The sequence below is a fragment of the Mesorhizobium ciceri biovar biserrulae WSM1271 genome, assembly GCF_000185905.1.
GTDB lineage: Bacteria > Pseudomonadota > Alphaproteobacteria > Rhizobiales > Rhizobiaceae > Mesorhizobium > Mesorhizobium ciceri.
The window spans coordinates 5429941-5445355 of sequence record NC_014923.1 but is presented as its reverse complement, the minus strand read 5'-3'; the positions used below and the strand labels follow the sequence as shown (position 1 = coordinate 5445355).

The 15415-nt window shown below is 64.0% G+C and carries 17 protein-coding genes; 5 read left to right on the top strand and 12 right to left on the bottom strand.

What is annotated here, in order from left to right; translation table 11 throughout:
• Positions 1 to 5 precede the first annotated feature (5 nt).
• From MESCI_RS26475 to MESCI_RS26465, 3 genes are read left to right on the top strand one after another with little or no spacing between them, the layout of a single operon-like run.
• The gene (locus MESCI_RS26475; RefSeq protein ID WP_013533034.1) at positions 6 to 1151 is read left to right on the top strand and encodes an ABC transporter ATP-binding protein; all 1146 of its coding nucleotides are present in this window, start codon (positions 6 to 8) and stop codon (positions 1149 to 1151) included.
• Positions 1144 to 2001, top strand: a complete 858-nt coding sequence (locus tag MESCI_RS26470) for a 2-aminoethylphosphonate ABC transporter permease subunit (protein WP_013533033.1) — start codon at positions 1144 to 1146, stop codon at positions 1999 to 2001. Before MESCI_RS26475 ends, MESCI_RS26470 begins: the two co-directional genes overlap by 8 nt.
• 3 nt (positions 2002 to 2004) lie before the next feature.
• The gene (locus MESCI_RS26465; protein ID WP_013533032.1) at positions 2005 to 2802 is read left to right on the top strand and encodes an ABC transporter permease subunit; all 798 of its coding nucleotides are present in this window, start codon (positions 2005 to 2007) and stop codon (positions 2800 to 2802) included.
• 14 nt (positions 2803 to 2816) lie between these two features.
• Here the strand turns inward: MESCI_RS26465 and MESCI_RS26460 are convergent, their stop codons facing one another.
• The 8 genes from MESCI_RS26460 to MESCI_RS26425 all read right to left on the bottom strand — a co-directional run bounded on the left by MESCI_RS26460 (position 2817) and on the right by MESCI_RS26425 (position 10118).
• Entirely contained in the window at positions 2817 to 3272 is a 456-nt protein-coding gene (locus MESCI_RS26460; RefSeq protein ID WP_164920076.1) for a MaoC/PaaZ C-terminal domain-containing protein, read from the bottom strand.
• Entirely contained in the window at positions 3269 to 4345 is a 1077-nt protein-coding gene (locus MESCI_RS26455; RefSeq protein WP_013533030.1) for a Gfo/Idh/MocA family protein, read from the bottom strand. Before MESCI_RS26455 ends, MESCI_RS26460 begins: the two co-directional genes overlap by 4 nt.
• Positions 4338 to 4667 carry an L-rhamnose mutarotase gene (locus MESCI_RS26450; protein ID WP_013533029.1) on the bottom strand — a complete coding sequence of 110 codons (330 nt, stop codon included), beginning with the start codon at positions 4665 to 4667 and terminating at the stop codon, positions 4338 to 4340. The genes MESCI_RS26455 and MESCI_RS26450 overlap by 8 nt, the downstream gene beginning before the upstream one ends.
• A gap of 10 nt (positions 4668 to 4677) precedes the next feature.
• Positions 4678 to 5790: a mandelate racemase/muconate lactonizing enzyme family protein gene (locus MESCI_RS26445; protein WP_013533028.1), complete on the bottom strand. Its 1113-nt coding sequence runs from the start codon at positions 5788 to 5790 to the stop codon at positions 4678 to 4680.
• 5 nt (positions 5791 to 5795) lie between these two features.
• Positions 5796 to 6893, bottom strand: a complete 1098-nt coding sequence (locus MESCI_RS26440; protein WP_013533027.1) for an ABC transporter ATP-binding protein — start codon at positions 6891 to 6893, stop codon at positions 5796 to 5798.
• Positions 6894 to 6897: 4 nt separating this feature from the next.
• Positions 6898 to 7764 (bottom strand): carbohydrate ABC transporter permease, encoded by an 867-nt coding sequence (locus MESCI_RS26435; RefSeq protein WP_013533026.1) that lies wholly within the window; start codon positions 7762 to 7764, stop codon positions 6898 to 6900.
• A gap of 2 nt (positions 7765 to 7766) precedes the next feature.
• Positions 7767 to 8663: a carbohydrate ABC transporter permease gene (locus tag MESCI_RS26430; protein ID WP_013533025.1), complete on the bottom strand. Its 897-nt coding sequence runs from the start codon at positions 8661 to 8663 to the stop codon at positions 7767 to 7769.
• Between the two features lie 135 nt (positions 8664 to 8798).
• The gene (locus MESCI_RS26425; protein ID WP_013533024.1) at positions 8799 to 10118 is read right to left on the bottom strand and encodes an ABC transporter substrate-binding protein; all 1320 of its coding nucleotides are present in this window, start codon (positions 10116 to 10118) and stop codon (positions 8799 to 8801) included.
• A gap of 169 nt (positions 10119 to 10287) precedes the next feature.
• Here MESCI_RS26425 and MESCI_RS26420 point away from each other — a divergent pair, with 169 nt between their 5' ends.
• Positions 10288 to 11073 carry an IclR family transcriptional regulator gene (locus tag MESCI_RS26420; RefSeq protein ID WP_013533023.1) on the top strand — a complete coding sequence of 262 codons (786 nt, stop codon included), beginning with the start codon at positions 10288 to 10290 and terminating at the stop codon, positions 11071 to 11073.
• A 65-nt stretch (positions 11074 to 11138) separates the two neighbouring features.
• Positions 11139 to 11978, top strand: a complete 840-nt coding sequence (locus MESCI_RS26415; protein ID WP_013533022.1) for an amidohydrolase family protein — start codon at positions 11139 to 11141, stop codon at positions 11976 to 11978.
• A gap of 9 nt (positions 11979 to 11987) precedes the next feature.
• Here the strand turns inward: MESCI_RS26415 and MESCI_RS26410 are convergent, their stop codons facing one another.
• The 4 genes from MESCI_RS26410 to MESCI_RS26395 are packed head-to-tail and all read right to left on the bottom strand — an operon-like array spanning position 11988 to position 15396.
• Positions 11988 to 12959: an ABC transporter permease gene (locus MESCI_RS26410; protein WP_013533021.1), complete on the bottom strand. Its 972-nt coding sequence runs from the start codon at positions 12957 to 12959 to the stop codon at positions 11988 to 11990.
• Position 12960: 1 nt separating this feature from the next.
• Positions 12961 to 13911, bottom strand: a complete 951-nt coding sequence (locus MESCI_RS26405; RefSeq protein ID WP_013533020.1) for an ABC transporter permease — start codon at positions 13909 to 13911, stop codon at positions 12961 to 12963.
• Positions 13908 to 14666, bottom strand: a complete 759-nt coding sequence (locus MESCI_RS26400; protein ID WP_013533019.1) for an ATP-binding cassette domain-containing protein — start codon at positions 14664 to 14666, stop codon at positions 13908 to 13910. Before MESCI_RS26400 ends, MESCI_RS26405 begins: the two co-directional genes overlap by 4 nt.
• The gene (locus MESCI_RS26395) at positions 14659 to 15396 is read right to left on the bottom strand and encodes an ATP-binding cassette domain-containing protein (RefSeq protein WP_013533018.1); all 738 of its coding nucleotides are present in this window, start codon (positions 15394 to 15396) and stop codon (positions 14659 to 14661) included. Before MESCI_RS26395 ends, MESCI_RS26400 begins: the two co-directional genes overlap by 8 nt.
• Between the last annotated feature and the right edge of the window lie 19 nt (positions 15397 to 15415).

The window sequence follows — 15415 nt, the reverse complement described above, 5'->3', positions numbered from 1 at the left end:
ACGCCATGTCGGCCGCAGCGTTTACTGGTACCAGTGTCATGGACATCGACGCCGCGAAGGTTCGCGGCGCCGGCTCCAATGTCCATTTCGACAAGGTCAGCGTTGCCTATGGCGCGCATGTCGTCCTGCATCCGCTGACCCTGGATATCGCACCTGGCGAGATCCTGGCGATGATCGGCCCATCCGGATCCGGCAAGACGACGGCCTTGCGCGCCGTGGCGGGCTTCGTGCGACCCGCCAGCGGGCGGATCCGCATCGGCGCCACCGATGTGACCGATCTGCCGCCCTACGAGCGCGGCCTTGGCATGGTGGTGCAGAACTACGCGCTGTTTCCGCATATGCGGGTCGAGGACAACGTTGCCTTCGGCCTCAGAGCACAGGGCGCCGACAAGGCGCTGATCGGTGAGCGGATCAAGGATGCGCTGGGCACTGTCGGCATGTCGGCCTATGCCCGGCGCTATCCGCGCGAGCTTTCGGGCGGCCAGCAGCAGCGCGTGGCGATTGCGCGTGCCTTGGCCGTGCGGCCGCGCGTGCTCCTGCTCGACGAGCCGCTCTCGGCGCTCGACGCCCAGATCCGCCGCAACATGGTCGAGGAGATTGCGCGGCTGCACCGCAGCCTGCCCGGCCTGACGATCCTCTATGTCACCCACGACCAGACCGAGGCACTGACGCTTGCCGACAAGATCGCCATCATGCGCGACGGCAGGGTCTGTTCGCATGGACCGACGACCGAACTCTACCGCCGCCCGCCAAACCGTTTTACGGCCGAGTTCCTCGGCCGCGCCAATCTTCTTCCGGTAACGGTTGCCGAGGCCGTCGGGCCGAAGGGATTTGCCACGGCAAGGCATGGTGACGCGCTGCTGACCGGCGCCGGCCGCAACGAGAAGGCCGGCGACAAGAGCCTGCTCTGTATCAGGCCGCAGCATCTCAGCCTGACCGCCGACAGCGACCATACCAACCGCATCGTGGGCACGCTCCAGGAAGTGCACTGGCAGGGCGAACTGACCCATCTCGTGCTCGACGTCGACGGCACGCCGGTGCGTGTCTCGGCGACCAGGCTGCCGATCGCCTTGCCCGAACCCGGCGCCAAGGTGCCGCTGTTCTTCGCGCCCGCCGACACCTCGCTTCTCCCGGAAGACGCCGGTGTCTGAGGCCGTCACACTTCGCGCGCCGGCGTTTCGGAGGGAACCCGGCAAGCTCTGGATAGTGCCACCGGCGGCCCTGCTGGCGCTGCTGTTCTTTTATCCGCTGGTGCTGATCGCCCGGCAGGCCTTCCTCGACGACAGGGGCGTCGCCAATGTCGCCGAAGTCATCCGCGTGCTGCATTCGCGCTTCTTCCTCAACGCGCTGATCAACACGGTATCGATCTCGGTCGCGGCGACAGCCGGATGCCTGGTCGTCGGCCTCGTGCTGGCGCTGATTCTGGCCTTCGTGCCGTTCCCCGGCAGCGGCTTCATCGCCCGGCTGATCGATACTTTCATCGCGCTGCCGACATTCCTGGTGACGCTTGCCTTCACCTTCCTCTATGGCTCCGCCGGCATGCTCAATGCCGGGCTGATGGAGACCTTTTCGCTGCCGCTGCCGCCCGTCGATTTCCTCTATTCCGCGTGGGGTGTGATCCTGGCCGAGGTCACTGTCTACACACCCTTCATCCTGCGGCCGCTGCTCGCCGCCTTTTCGCTGGTCGACCGTGGCCAGATCGAAGCGGCGAGCGTGCTCGGCGCGCGGCCGTTTCGCATCGTTCGCCAGGTGATCCTGCCGGCGGCAATCCCGGCACTCATCGCCGGCGGCAGCCTCTGCCTGTTGTTGACCGTCAACGAATTCGGCATCGTGCTGTTCATCGGCGCCAAGGGCGTCATCACCCTGCCGCTGCTGATCTACGGCAAGGCGATCCAGGAATCGGCCTATCAGGTCGCCTGTATCATCGCCGTCGTCAACATCGCGCTGTCACTCGGCCTGTTTGGCCTCTACCGTTTCGCCGCCGGCCGGTTGGGAGCCTAGCCTATGCTGGTCTGGTCACGCTCCGGTCGTCTTGTCCTGTGGGTGCTCTTCGCACTGATCTTCGGCGTGCTGTTCCTGGCGCCGCTCGCGGTCATCCTCCTGTCCAGCCTCGCCGACCAGTGGAACGGCGTGCTGCCCAACGGCCTGACGACGGAGCACTACACTGATGTCATTTCCGGTGCCGCCGGCAGAGCGGTCAAGGCGAGCCTGGTCACCGGCTTCCTGGCCAGCGCGCTGGCGCTGGTCAGCGGCACCTGGGCGGCCCTGTCGCTGCGCCTCCAGGGCCATGCCTTGCGGCGGCTGCTCGGCCTTTTGTTCTTCATCCCAAGCGCGGTCCCTTCGGTGTCTGTCGGCCTTGGCCTGCTGGTTGCCTTCAGCCATCCGCCGCTGCTGCTCAACGGCACGATCGCGATCGTCATGATCGCGCATTTCGTGCTGATCTCGGCTTTCACCTTCGGCAATGTCTCGGCTGGACTGGCGCGGCTTTCGCCCGACTTCGAGCAGGTGGCATCGAGCCTCGGCGCTCGCCCGGCCTACCGGCTTTGGCACGTCACACTGCCCTTGCTCGCACCCTATCTGGTCGCCGCCTTCGGTCTCAGTTTCGCGCTGTCGATGGGGGAACTCGGCGCCACCGTCATGGTCTACCCGCCGGGTTGGGTGACGCTGCCGGTCTCGATCTTCAGCCTTACCGATCGCGGCGACATCTTTGCCGGTGCGGCACTGACAATGATCCTGGTCGTGGCGACGCTGGTTCTCTTGCTCGGGCTGGAGCGCATTACCAAGCGCGCTACCGGCTCGTAGGACTTTCCCGAGTCTCAGCCCTGCGCCGGCCTGCGTTCGACGATGTAGATGTGGTCTGCCGCCAGCACCACGTCGTCGCGCTGGTTGATCACCTCGCACCGCTCGATCACCCGTCCTGAACCCGGCCGCTTGGGATCGTCTTCCTTGACCGCGATGGTGGTGCGCGTGCGGATTGTGTCGCCGATGAACACCGGCTTGATGAAGCGCAGCCGGTCGTAGCCGTAGGAAAAGGCGACAGGGTTGACGACGCTCGCGGTCAGCCCGATGCCGACCGAGAACACCAGCGTGCCATGCGCGATGCGCTGGCCGAATGGCGTCGTCTTCATGTACTCGGCGTCCATATGGTGCGGAAAGAAATCGCCGGTGTGGCCGGCATGGACGATGAAGTCGGTCTCGGTGATGGTGCGGCCGCTTGTTAGGCGCGACGCGCCAATCTCGTAATCCTCGAAATACTTGATCTGTTCCATCAGGGTCTTTCCGCAATCGGCGTCGCCGGTGCCGCGCTCGACTGATACGCCGCCTCGACCAGCGCCATAGTGCTCCAGGCATCTTCGACGGGGCTTATCAGCGTATCATCTTCTCCGGTCGCAAAGCGCTGGACATTGGCCATGCGGCCGACGAAGGCATCGGGAAACCACTCGCCGGCCAAAGGCACGGCGATCCAGTCCGTTCCGCCCTTCGGATAGATCTCCAATACATCCGGTTCGCCTGTGGGATAATCGAGGTTGAGACCCAGCTTGAGATAGGCGGCACCCTCTGTGCCGCAGATGCGGAACTCGCAGGCCTGATGCCGGCGACCGAATTTGTGGTCGTGGTTGATCGACAGCGCGCAACGCACGGTGTCGCCATAGTCGAGAATGGCGCTGGTGCGTGTCTGCGCCACCTTATGGTTGGGATGGCCGAGCGTCTTGGCGTGCACGCCTCTGGGGTCGCCGAGCAACTGCCGGATCAGGTCGAGATAGTGGATCGAATGCATGGCGATCTCGACGCGCGGTGCCTTGAGCAGGAATTCCCAAAGCTCCCATGGTGTCGCCAGCGCCAGCCAGGCGTCGAAGTCGACGATCTCGCCGAGCCAGCCCTTGCCGATGGCATCCTTCAGCGCCAGCATCATTGGCGCGAAGCGCAATTGGAAATTCACCGCCGCGTGCAGCCTCCTGGCGCGGCAGATTTCGAGGATCGCGGTCGCCTCGGCAAGATTGCTGCCCATCGGCTTCTGGATCAGCGCCACCGCGCCGTCAGGCAAGGACTTCAGCACATCGGCATGATGCGACGGCGGGGTGGCAAGGTCGAAGATCGCGCCCTCGACAGCAGTCGCTTCTTCGACCGAGCCAAAGGCCGTCACGCCCCATTGGCTGGCCAGCTTTTCAGCCCTGACATGATCAGGATCATAAAGCCCGGCAACCGGAAAGCCGGCCTTCCGGTAGGCTGGGAAATGCGCGTCGCCGACGATCGATCCCGCGCCGAAGGTGACGATCGGCCGGGGTCTTGAGGGTTTTGGCCAGGATTGAACGAGCAAGGCAGGGTCGAAGCCGCCTTCAGTCATGATGGAAGACCTCATCCATCTCGGCCCACCACTCGCCCTCCTTGCGGGTCGCCAGCGGCTCCTGGCAGGGCATGCAGACGGCCCACCATTCCTGCGTCTTCGGGTCGGCCGCCATCTTGGCCATGTCGGCGGCATAGTCGGTGCCGTGGTATTCAAAATAGGAAAACAGCAGGTTCTCCGGCCGCTTCAGGTAGATCGAATAGTTCTTGATGTTGCAGGCCGAGATCATGGTCAGCACGCCGGGCCAGACGGCGGCATGGAGCCGAACATACTCATCGACCTTTTCCGGCTTCAGCCCCAAAACCATACCCATCCGCTGCATATCAGTTCCCCTATTTGGTGATCGCCGTGGTGAATTCGGCGATGCTCATGGCCTTGACCGCGTCCCAGTCCCAATCGATGCCGATGCCCGGTTCGTCGGGCGCCAGCGCCTGGCCATCTTCGATGCGCATGCGCTTGCCGGTCAACTGGTCGAGCTGCGGAATGTACTCGACATATCGACCGTTCTGAACAGCGCAGGTCAGGCTGACATGCAGTTCCATCAGGAAATGCGGGCAGACCGGAATGTCGAAGGCCTCTGCCGCGTGCGCGATCTTGAGCCATGGCGTGATGCCGCCGATGCGGCCGACATCGACCTGCACGATCGAACAGCCGCCTTTCTGCATGTATTCGCGGAAATGGCGGATCGAGTAGAGCGACTCGCCGATGGCGATCGGCGTCGGCGTCGAGTTCGACAATCGCACATGCCCGTCGATGTCGTCTGCCGGCAGCGGTTCCTCGATCCAGGCGAGGTCGAGCTCACGCAGCCTCGCAGCGCGCCGGATCGCTTCGTCGACCGAAAACCCCTGATTGGCGTCGGTCATGATCTCGTAGCCGTCGCCGACCGCCTTGCGCACCGCCGACAGGCGGGCAAGATCCTCCGACCCGTGCGGCCTGCCGATCTTGACTTTCGAGCCGCGAAATCCCTTCGCCTTGGCGGCCAGCGCATCGTCGACCAGCGCCTGCGTCTCGATGTGCAGCCAACCGCCTTCGGTGGTGTAAAGCGGACAACGATCCTTGGCGCCGCCGGCCAGTTTCCACAAAGGCAGGTTTTGCTTCTTGGCCCGCAGATCCCAGAGTGCTGTATCGATGGCGGCGATCGCGATGGCGGTGATGGCACCGATGGTCGTGGCATGGGTGGCGAATTCGAGATCGTGCCAGATCGCCTCGATCATGTCGGGATCGCGGCCGATCAGGCGCGGCACCAGATGGTCCGAGAGCAGCCGCATCACCGACGAACCGCCGGTGCCGATCGTGTAGCTGTAACCGGTGCCGACCGCACCGTCGGAATCGGTGATCGTGACGATCGGCGTTTCCTGGCTGACGAAGCTCTGGATCGCGTCGGTGCGCTTGACCTTGGGCACAAGGTCCACCATGCAAAGGTCGACTTTCTCGATTCTGGCCATGCCGATCAGCTCCGCAATGTCTTTCCGGTCTCAGTGGCAAACAGATGCGCCTGCGACATGTCGAGGCTCATGGCGACCCGCTCGCCCGGCCGCAGTGGCCTCGGGTTCAGCATGCGCGACACCCAGTCCGTGCCGTTGAATTCAACGAACACCAGCGTCTCGTTGCCGAGCGGTTCGGTGACCGTGATCGGCAGCTCGATCTGGTGGACATCGGCCGCGCCACCGGAACTGATGCCATGGCCGGTCGGGTAGATGTCGTCCGGCCGCAGCCCGAACACGACCTTGTCGCCGGTCGCGACATTGGCCTTGAACTGGCCGGGCAGCGGCAGCTTCTCGCCGCTGGCGAAAACCATCTGGCCGTCATCGATCGTCGCCTCGTGCAGATTCATCGGCGGTGAGCCGATGAAGCCGGCGACGAAGCGCGTCGCCGGCCGCCGGAACACCTCGTCGGGCGTGCCGACCTGTTCGATATGACCGTCGCGCATGATGACGATGCGATCGGCAAGCGTCATCGCCTCGACCTGGTCGTGGGTGACGTAGATCACTGTCGACTGCACCTTGGCATGCAGCTTCTTGATCTCGGTGCGCATCTGCGTGCGCAATTTGGCGTCGAGATTGGAAAGCGGTTCGTCGAACAGAAACACATCGGGGTCGCGCACGATGGCGCGGCCCATCGCGACGCGCTGGCGCTGACCGCCGGACAGTTGCGACGGGCGGCGGTCGAGCAACGTGTCGAGGCCGAGGATGGCCGAGGCCTCGGCGACGCGGCGGTCCATGTCTTCTTTGGCGGCGCCGGCGATCTTCAGGGAGAAGCCGAGATTCTCGCGCACCGTCATGTGCGGATAGAGCGCATAGGATTGGAACACCATCGAGATGTTGCGCGAGCGTGGCGGCAAATCGTTGACGATGCGTCCGCCGATCTCGATCGAGCCGGCGCTGATTTCCTCCAGCCCGGCGATCATGCGCAGCGTCGTCGACTTGCCGCAGCCGGACGGGCCGACCAGCGCAATGAACTCGCGGTCGGCAATGTCGAGATCGATGCCGTGCACGATCCCAATAGTGCCGTAGCGCTTGGTCAGCTTGGTGAGGGTAACGGTTGCCATGGGATCAGCCTTTCACCGCGCCGGAGGTCAGGCCGCCGACAAGGTGTTTCTGGACTATGTAGGTGAGGGTGAGCGCCGGGATGATCATCACCACGGCCAGCGCGCACATGCCGCGCCAATCGATGGTGAACTCGGCCGTGTAGTCGAGCAGGCCGACCGGCAGCGTCTTGGCGCTCACCGAGCGGGTCAGCTGCGAGGCCAGCGCGAACTCGTTCCAGCAGGTCAGGAAGGCGAAGATCGCGGCCGACGCAATGCCCGGTCCGGCGAGCGGAAACTCGACCTGCCAGAACGCCTGCCAGCGGGTGCAGCCATCGATCTGCGCTGCTTCCGCGAGGTCCTTGGGCACCTGGCGGAAGAAGCCGTCGATCAGCCAGATGGTGAACGGCACGTTGAGCGCGACATAGGCGAGGATCAGCCCGAAATGGGTGTCGATGATGCCGAGCCGCACATAGAGGAAGAACAGCGGCAGCGAGAGCGCGATGCCCGGCACGGTGCGCGTCAGCATCAGGCCGAGGAAGACGCTCGATTTACCGCGAAAACGATAGCGGGCGAACGCATAGCCGCCTGCCATGCCGATGGCCACCGCAATCACCGTCGAGGTCACCGAGATGATCAGCGAGTTGCGGAAATATTCAATCACCGGGATGCCGCCCTTGCCGATGCCTGAGAACATCGCGACATAGGCGTCGAACGAAATCTCCTGTGGGATCCACACCGGTGGCTTTGCCATGATCTCGACCGTCGGCCGCAGCGACGACAGCACGATCCACAGGCCCGGCAGGCAGATGGTCAGCATCGCCAGGAACAGGCCGATGCGATAGATGATGCCGAGCAGCCGGCGCTTCAGGCGGGCGGAAGAATTCTCGTCCATCTTCACCACTCCGCACCGATCTGCGTGCGCGCCGCGGCGAGCTTGTTGAAGAAGTAGACGGTGAAGGCGATCGACAGCAGGATCGAAAAATAGGCCATGGCGTTGGCCATGCCCATGCGCCCGTCGCTGTAGGCGGTGCGGGCCACCAAGGTCCATAGCAGTTCGGTGCGGCCCGCCGGTCCGCCATCGGTCATGATCTTGACGATGTCATAGGCGCGCGCCACGTCGAGCGAACGGATGGTCATGGCGATGTAGGCGAAGGGCATGACGAATGGCCACGTCACATAGCGGAATGTCTGCCACGGCGTGCAGCCGTCGACCCGCGCCGCCTCGATCGGCTCCTTGGGCATGGCGAGCAGACCGGCGAGGATCAGGATGGCGAAGATCGCCGTCGACGACCAGATCTCGGCGATCGAGATGGCGATGAAGGCGAGATGGCCCTCGATCAGCCACGGTATGGCGTCTCGCGTGATGCCGAGCGACTGCAGCGCATTGTTCACCAGGCCGATATTGTCGTTGAACATGAACTTGAATTGGAAGCCGACCAGGATCGGCGAGAACATCATCGGAAACATCATCAGCGTGCGCAGGATGCGCTGGCCGCGCGTCGCCTTCTCGACGAGCATGGCGAGGCCGAGCCCGAGCAGCATTTCGAGATTGAGCGCGATGGTCAGCAGCAGAACCGTGCGGCCGAAGGCCCACCAGAAGTCGGTGTTGGACAGGATCGAAAGATAGTTCCGGATGCCGATGAAGACGTAGAACGTTTCGGGCCGCGTCAGGCGGAACGGGGTGAAGCTCGAATAGAGCGACAGAAGCAGCGGCACCACCACCACCGCCGCCAGCACGATCATGGCCGGAAGCAGCAGCAGGAATGGCGCGGATGGCTTGAAGCCCTTCATCAGAATCCTTGAGTGTTTGTATTTGGACGGCGGTGCGTTGGCTGGGCGCGAAGGGTTAGCGTAAACCGCTGGCATCCCGCGCAACGCGATCGCCTCCCCCATTGCTGATGGGGGAGGCAGCCCTGGGAGCCGTTGCTAGAGCTTGCCGGCGTCCTGGAGGATTTGTGTCGCCTTGGCGGCGGCTTCATCCAGTGCCTGCTTCGAGGTCTTGTCGCCGAGGATCGCCGCCTGCAGCTCGGGATAGACGGCGTTCGAGATCTCGATCCATTCAGGCGTCTGCGGCACGGCGAAGGCGTGCTTGGCCTCTTCCTGGAAAGCGGTAAGAACCTCCTTCTTGTAAGGATCGTTTTCGGCCTGCTTCAGGTCCCAGTCCCAGACCGCGGTGCGGGTCGGCAGCGGACCGGCGGCGGCCTCGAGCTTCTGGCTGTCCTCGTTGGTCAGCCACCAAACCAGGGAAGCCGCGGCCTCCTTGTTCGGGCAGTTCTCGGTCACCGAGAAGCCATGGAAGCCGGACCAGCCGGTGCGCTTGCCGGACGAACCCTTCGGCGCGACTTTGACGCCGACATTGCCGGCGACCTTCGACGACTTCGGATCGTTGAAGAAGCCGGCCCAGCCCGGCCAATCCAGGTTGATGGCGACAGTGCCGGACGCAAAGCCCTGGCCGAGATCGTCCCAGAGATAGTTGGTGGTGCCGGCCGGCACGGCCTTGGCCTTGTAGAGGTTGACGAACCAGTCGAGCGCCCGGATGCCGGCCTCGGAGTTGAAGACCGGCTTGCCGTCCTTATCGAGATATTCGCCGCCCTCGGCGACGACCATCTCGTAGAAGCGGCCGTTGATCGCCTCTTCCTTGCCGGCGAACTGGGTGCCGTAGAAATTGGGCGGGTTGGCGAAGAACTCGGCCTGGTCGGTGACTTCCTTCCAGGTGTCCGGCGGCACCAGGTCATAGCCGTATTTCGCCTTGAACTTGGTCTTGTTGTCGGCGTTCTCGTACAGGCTCTTCTGGTAGTAGAGCGCCGAAACGTCGAACTGCGCACGCGGCAGCATCTCCAGCTTGCCGTCGATGGTTGCCGCCTTGATCGTCGACGGCACGAAGGCGTCGATCTCTTCCTTCGGCAGCAACTTGCTGAGGTCGGTGTAGAGGCCGGTATATTGCGGCGCGAAGGAGGAATGGTTCCAGCCGACGCACCAGTTGTTGCTGCCCGAGGCGATGTCCGACTTGAGCTCCTTGTCGATGTCGAAGCCGTTCTTCTTGGTCAGGATGTTGACCTTGGCGCCAGTCGCCTTCTCCCATTCCGGGATCCGTTCGTAGAGCTTTTCATATTGCTGGCCGCCGATCAGCTTCACGTCGACGGTCACGCCTTCGAACTTGCCGGGCAGGTCGCCGGCAAGAGCAGCGCCTGCACCTGACGCGAGCAACAATGCGCCGGCGCACACGCCGGAAAGCAGTCTGTTCATTGGTATCCTCCCTTGGCGCCGCCTTCGCGGCGACCGCAACTCGTCTGATGACAAGAAGTGCTACATTCATATACAAACAAAACATTCATAGACACGTCAAGGCGAAATTTGTTTCCGCCGCGCACGTTCCTGCGTATATGAAGGGCGAAATTCACTGGAGGATGAGCCCATGGACGACAGCGAAGACGAGCGCTATCGCGCGCCGGCGCTCGACAAGGGGCTCGATATCCTTGAACTGCTGGCGGGCGTCGACGGTGGCCTGACCCAGGCCGAAATCGCCAAGAAACTCGACCGCAGTCCCAACGAATTCTATCGCATGCTGGACCGGCTGGTGCGGCGTGGCTACGTCACGCGCCTCGACGGCGACCGCTATTCGCTGACGCTCAAGCTGTTCGGCCTGGCACAGCTGCACGCGCCGGTACGGCGGCTGGTCTCCTATGCGACGCCGCTGATGCGTGAGCTTGCCGAGACATCGCAGCAGGCCAACCAACTCGTTGTTTTTGATCGTGGTTCTGCCGTCGTCATCGGTCAGCAGGAAGCACCGAACTACTGGGGCATATCGATCCGGGTCGGCTCCCATATCAGTCTATTCGATACCGGCTCGGGACATGTGCTGCTCGCCTTCCGCTCACCGGAAGAGCGCCAGATGATGATTTCCGAACACGTCCGCAGCACCGACAAGACGGCGCAATCGAGCGAGTTCTTCACCCGTCTCGACCAGATCCGCGACCGTGGCTACGAGATGATGGCTTCGATGCAGACAGCCGGCGTCTTCAACCTGTCGGCCCCGGTGCGCAGTTCCGACGGCAAGGCGATCGCCGCGCTGTCGATTCCCTACATCACGGTGGTCAACGCGCCTTCCGCACCCGATATCACCAGGACAATCGAACTGTTGCTGGCAACGTGTGAAAAGCTGTCGCACCTTGCTGGATCAGCAGTCGGCTCATCGGTGTGAATTCTTATTTGAATGAAGAATTCTCTCGTGAGATGATTTGAAAAGCCAGAGGGAGGAGCCTCGCCATGATCATCGACACCCATCTTCACCTCATCGATCGCTCGGCCCTGCGCTATCCCTGGCTCGCCGACGTGCCGGCGCTCAACCGCGATTTCTCTTATGAAGACTACGCGACGGAGGCGCAGCGTGTCGGCGTCGAGCGCGTGCTGCATATGGAGGTCGATGTCGATCCGGCCGACATCGAAGCCGAGACGGCTCGTGTGGAAGGACTGTCACGGCAGCCCGGCAGCATGCTGGCCGGGGTGATCGCGTCCTGCCGTCCTGAGGAAGGAGACTTCGCGGCCTATCTCGAACGGCAGCGGGCAAACCCGTTCGTAAGGGGCTTTCGCCGCGTCCTTCATGTCGCGCCCGACGAGCTCTCGGAAGGTGCGGTGTTCCGCGACAGCATCAAGCGGCTTGGCGGCACCGGCCTGACCTTCGATCTCGTCGTGCTGCCGCACCAGATTCCCAAGGCTATCGTGCTTGCCGACCTGGCACCCGATGTGACGTTCGTCCTCGACCATTGCGGCGTGCCCGACATCAAGGGCAACAGGGAACATCCATGGCGCGAGCATATGAGCGAGATCGCCCGGCGACCGAATGTCATGGCCAAGATTTCCGGTGTCGTCGCCTATGCCGATGCCGGCAGCTGGACGGTCGAGACGTTGCGGCCGTACGTCGAGCACACCATCAATTCATTCGGCTGGGACCGCGTCGTCTGGGGCAGCGACTGGCCGGTCTGCACGCTAGGCGGCGGCCTGTCGACCTGGGTAGCGGCGACCCATGCATTGCTCTCGGGCTGCAGCATTGCCGAGCGCGACAGGCTGTTGTCCGGCAATGCCCGCAAGCTGTGGCGGCTCGACTGACAGGTCCTTTCAGATGGTTGCCGAGACGTGCCGTTCGCGGCCATAGAGCGAAACCAGCAGCACGATGACGAAGCCGAGCGCGGCCTGCACTGCCGCGGGCTGGAAGCCGAGGCCGATGAGCAGCGTGTTGATCTCGGTCAGCACCAGCACGCCGGCGATCGTGCCGAGATAGCTGCCCCGGCCGCCGACCAGTGCTGCGCCGCCGACGACGACCGCTGCGATGGTCTGGAACAGATAGGGCTGGCCGACATCGCCATAGGCCGAGCCGGTGAAGCCGAGCAGCAGCACGCCCGCGACAGCGGCGAAGAAGGCGCTTGCTGCATAGGTGATGACCCACATGCGAACCGGATCGATCAGCGCCAGCGGCGCCGCTCCCGGATTGCTGCCCAACGCATAGAGCCGGCGGCCATAGGGCGTCCGCTCCAGCACCAGCACGACCAGCGCCGCCAGCACGACCAGGCTTGGCACCAGCCACGGCACCGGCAGCGGGCCGGCCGATCCGCCGATCGAGACGAAGCTGGAAACCGCTTGTGGCGCGGAGCCTGACGGGAAGCCGGCTGTCCACAGCAGCACCAGCCCTTGCACGACCATGCCGATGCCGAGCGTGACGATGAGCGGCTGGATGTCGAGGCTGCGCGAGATCAGCCCGTTCAGCCCGCCGATGACGAGCGCCAGCGCGCCGACTAGGCCGCAGACGAGAAAAAAGTTCCAGCCATCGCCATAAAGCTGCGCCGCCACGACATTGGCAAAGCCGATGACGAAGGGGATCGAAAGGTCAATGCCGCCCATGATGACGACCAGCGTCTGGCCAATCGAGGCCACGGCGAGCAGCGAGGCGAGCACCAGCATGGCCCGTATCGCAAACGGCGCCGAGTAGCCGGGAATGAGAATTGTGCCGGCAAGGTGCAGAAGGGCGGCGACGCAGAAGGCGCCGACGACACGGGCGTTGGTTGTCGCGAAGAGGTTTTGGCGCAAAACCATGTCAGCGTCTCCCCATGGCAAGACGTTCCTGCAGCGCTGTCAGCATCACCGCCAGCACCAGGATCGCGCCGTAGGCGATCTGCAGCACGAAGGTCGAGACGTTGAACGTCGTCAGCACGCTCTGCAGCAGGAAGATGTCGATGGCGCCGATGGCGGCACCCGCCACGCCACCACGGCCGCCGGCCAGGCTGACGCCGCCAAGTGCTACGGCGGCGATGGCGATCAGTGTGTAGGTCGGCCCGATATTGGGATCAGCCGAGCCGATCAGCGCGGTCAGCATCAGCCCGGCGCATCCGCCGAGGATGCCGGTCATGACATAGGCGATGAAGCGCACGCGCGTGACATCGACACCGGCGGTGTAGGCGGCGCGGTCGTCGCTGCCGACCGCCATAAGCTGGTCGTAGTATGGTGTGCGCCGCACCAGCCACCAGGCGACGAGCATCGCCGCCAGCGGCAGCATCGACAGCGAACCGGACAGCGCCTTGAGCCAGGCCGGCGCTGGGCCGATCGGCGCCGGCAGGATTGTCAGCGTCACGCCGGTCAGGATCAGATAGGTGCCGAGCGTGGCGACGATCGGCTGAATGCGCACGATTGTCGCCAGGAAGCCGTTCGCCGCGCCCACCAGCGCGCCGACGAGCAACGCCGCCGGAACGAGCACCAAGGGCGACGAGATGCCGGTGCCGAGGAACAGCACCTGGATCGTCAAAGCGTTGACAAAGCCCATCAATGGCCCGACCGAGATGTCGATTCCGCCACGCCCGGCGAGGATGACAGGCGTGGAGGCGATGGCAGCACCGATCAAGGGCGCCGCCAATCCGACCAGCGCCCCCCAGGAACCCGGCTGGAATCGTCCCGGGCTGAGGATGAGATTGACCGCAAGCAGCACGACCAGCAGCACGACGGCGAAGCCGAAATTTCGTCCAAGGGACAGGAGGCGCGCAACAGGGCTCATGCCGCACGTCCGAACATGGCTGATATCACGCCGTCGGTGGTGAGGGCGTTGCCGGCGATCTCGGCCGCGACTTCATTCTCACGGAACACCAGCACGCGCTGGCACAGGAGAAGAATCTCCTCGATTTCGCTGGACAGGATGACGAGCCCCATGCCGTCGGCCGCCAGCCCGCGAAACACGTCGTAGAGAACATGCCGCGTCGCCACGTCGACGCCACGCGTCGGATCGTTGAGGAGCAGGATCGCGGGCTCCAGCGCCAAGGCCCGCGCCAGCAGCACCTTCTGCTGGTTGCCGCCCGACAAAGTGGTGATCGGCGCATCGGGCCGGGGTGCGGCGATTGACAGTTTTTCGCGGTAGATGTCGTAGCGCGCCTTGCGCGCCGCCGGGCTGATCAGGCCGAGCCGTGTGTCGCGCGACAGAGTCGAAACGGCGAAGTTGTCGAGCACCGACTGCGTCGGGAAAATGCCGTTGGCGCGTCGGTCGCGCGGCAAATAGGCGATGCCGCTGGCGACAGCCTTGCGAAACCCGGTGATCTTGCGGGACGCATCCGATGCACCGAGTTCGATCGAGCCGCCATGCGGCGGTTCCAGGCCAGCAAGCATCTTGAGAAACAGCTCCTGGCCATGACCATCGAGGCCGGCAAGCCCGACGATCTCACCCGGAGCGATTGCCTGCGTGATCGGGCTGGCGCCGGGCGCGATGACGAGTTCGCGAACGGCAAGACCACCAAATTCGAGAGCGGTGCGATCAGCCATGCGCAAGCTCCGCGGCGGTACGTGGCGCCATTGTCTTGAGAAGCTCAGCCGGCGTCGAAGCGCCGCGCTCTTCGGTGCGCACCACGCTGCCGCCCCGCAGGATCGAGATGCGATCCGAAAGCGACATCACCTCGTCCATGCGGTGGGTGATGAACAGGATCAGGCAGCCCTCGCCGGCAAGCGCACGCATCAACGAAAAAACGGATTCGCGATCGGCGAAGTCGAGCGCGGCGGTGACCTCGTCGAGGATCAGGATCTTTGGGTTGCGCACGATCGCGCGAGCAAGGACGACCAATTGCTGCGCGGCGAGCGGCAGCAGGCCGGCTGGCATGTCGAGAGGGACGTCGGTGACCGCGAAGCGCTTAAGCGCAGCTTTCGCCCGGTCACGGCGCTCGTTGCGGGGCACAGCGCGCCGGACCAGCCCGTCGAGGCCGAGCAGGATGTTGTCGGTCACGCTGCGATCCGGCGCGATCAGCACCTCCTGGAACACCGTGGCGAAGCCTTGCGCCTGGAAGGCCGAGGGGTTGGCGCCCGAGAACGGCTTGCCGTGCAGGAGGATCGCGCCGCTGTCCGGCTGGACGATGCCGGACAACAGCTTGACCATCGTGCTCTTGCCCGAACCGTTCTCGCCCAGGATGGTGTGGATGGTTCCCGCCCGAAACGCGATCGATGCGTCCGCGAGCGCGATCGTCTCGCCATAGCGTTTGGATATGGTTTTGACTTCAAGCATGTCGCATTTCGATGCTGGC

Coding starts and splice junctions, on each gene's coding strand:
- MESCI_RS26475 (WP_013533034.1), top strand. CDS start 6: ATGTCGGCCGCAGCGTTTACTGGTACCAGTGTCATGGACATCGACGCC.
- MESCI_RS26465 (WP_013533032.1), top strand. CDS start 2,005: ATGCTGGTCTGGTCACGCTCCGGTCGTCTTGTCCTGTGGGTGCTCTTC.
- MESCI_RS26455 (WP_013533030.1), bottom strand. CDS start 4,345: ATGACTGAAGGCGGCTTCGACCCTGCCTTGCTCGTTCAATCCTGGCCA.
- MESCI_RS26450 (WP_013533029.1), bottom strand. CDS start 4,667: ATGCAGCGGATGGGTATGGTTTTGGGGCTGAAGCCGGAAAAGGTCGAT.
- MESCI_RS26445 (WP_013533028.1), bottom strand. CDS start 5,790: ATGGCCAGAATCGAGAAAGTCGACCTTTGCATGGTGGACCTTGTGCCC.
- MESCI_RS26440 (WP_013533027.1), bottom strand. CDS start 6,893: ATGGCAACCGTTACCCTCACCAAGCTGACCAAGCGCTACGGCACTATT.
- MESCI_RS26435 (WP_013533026.1), bottom strand. CDS start 7,764: ATGGACGAGAATTCTTCCGCCCGCCTGAAGCGCCGGCTGCTCGGCATC.
- MESCI_RS26430 (WP_013533025.1), bottom strand. CDS start 8,663: ATGAAGGGCTTCAAGCCATCCGCGCCATTCCTGCTGCTGCTTCCGGCC.
- MESCI_RS26425 (WP_013533024.1), bottom strand. CDS start 10,118: ATGAACAGACTGCTTTCCGGCGTGTGCGCCGGCGCATTGTTGCTCGCG.
- MESCI_RS26420 (WP_013533023.1), top strand. CDS start 10,288: ATGGACGACAGCGAAGACGAGCGCTATCGCGCGCCGGCGCTCGACAAG.
- MESCI_RS26415 (WP_013533022.1), top strand. CDS start 11,139: ATGATCATCGACACCCATCTTCACCTCATCGATCGCTCGGCCCTGCGC.
- MESCI_RS26410 (WP_013533021.1), bottom strand. CDS start 12,959: ATGGTTTTGCGCCAAAACCTCTTCGCGACAACCAACGCCCGTGTCGTC.
- MESCI_RS26405 (WP_013533020.1), bottom strand. CDS start 13,911: ATGAGCCCTGTTGCGCGCCTCCTGTCCCTTGGACGAAATTTCGGCTTC.
- MESCI_RS26400 (WP_013533019.1), bottom strand. CDS start 14,666: ATGGCTGATCGCACCGCTCTCGAATTTGGTGGTCTTGCCGTTCGCGAA.
- MESCI_RS26395 (WP_013533018.1), bottom strand. CDS start 15,396: ATGCTTGAAGTCAAAACCATATCCAAACGCTATGGCGAGACGATCGCG.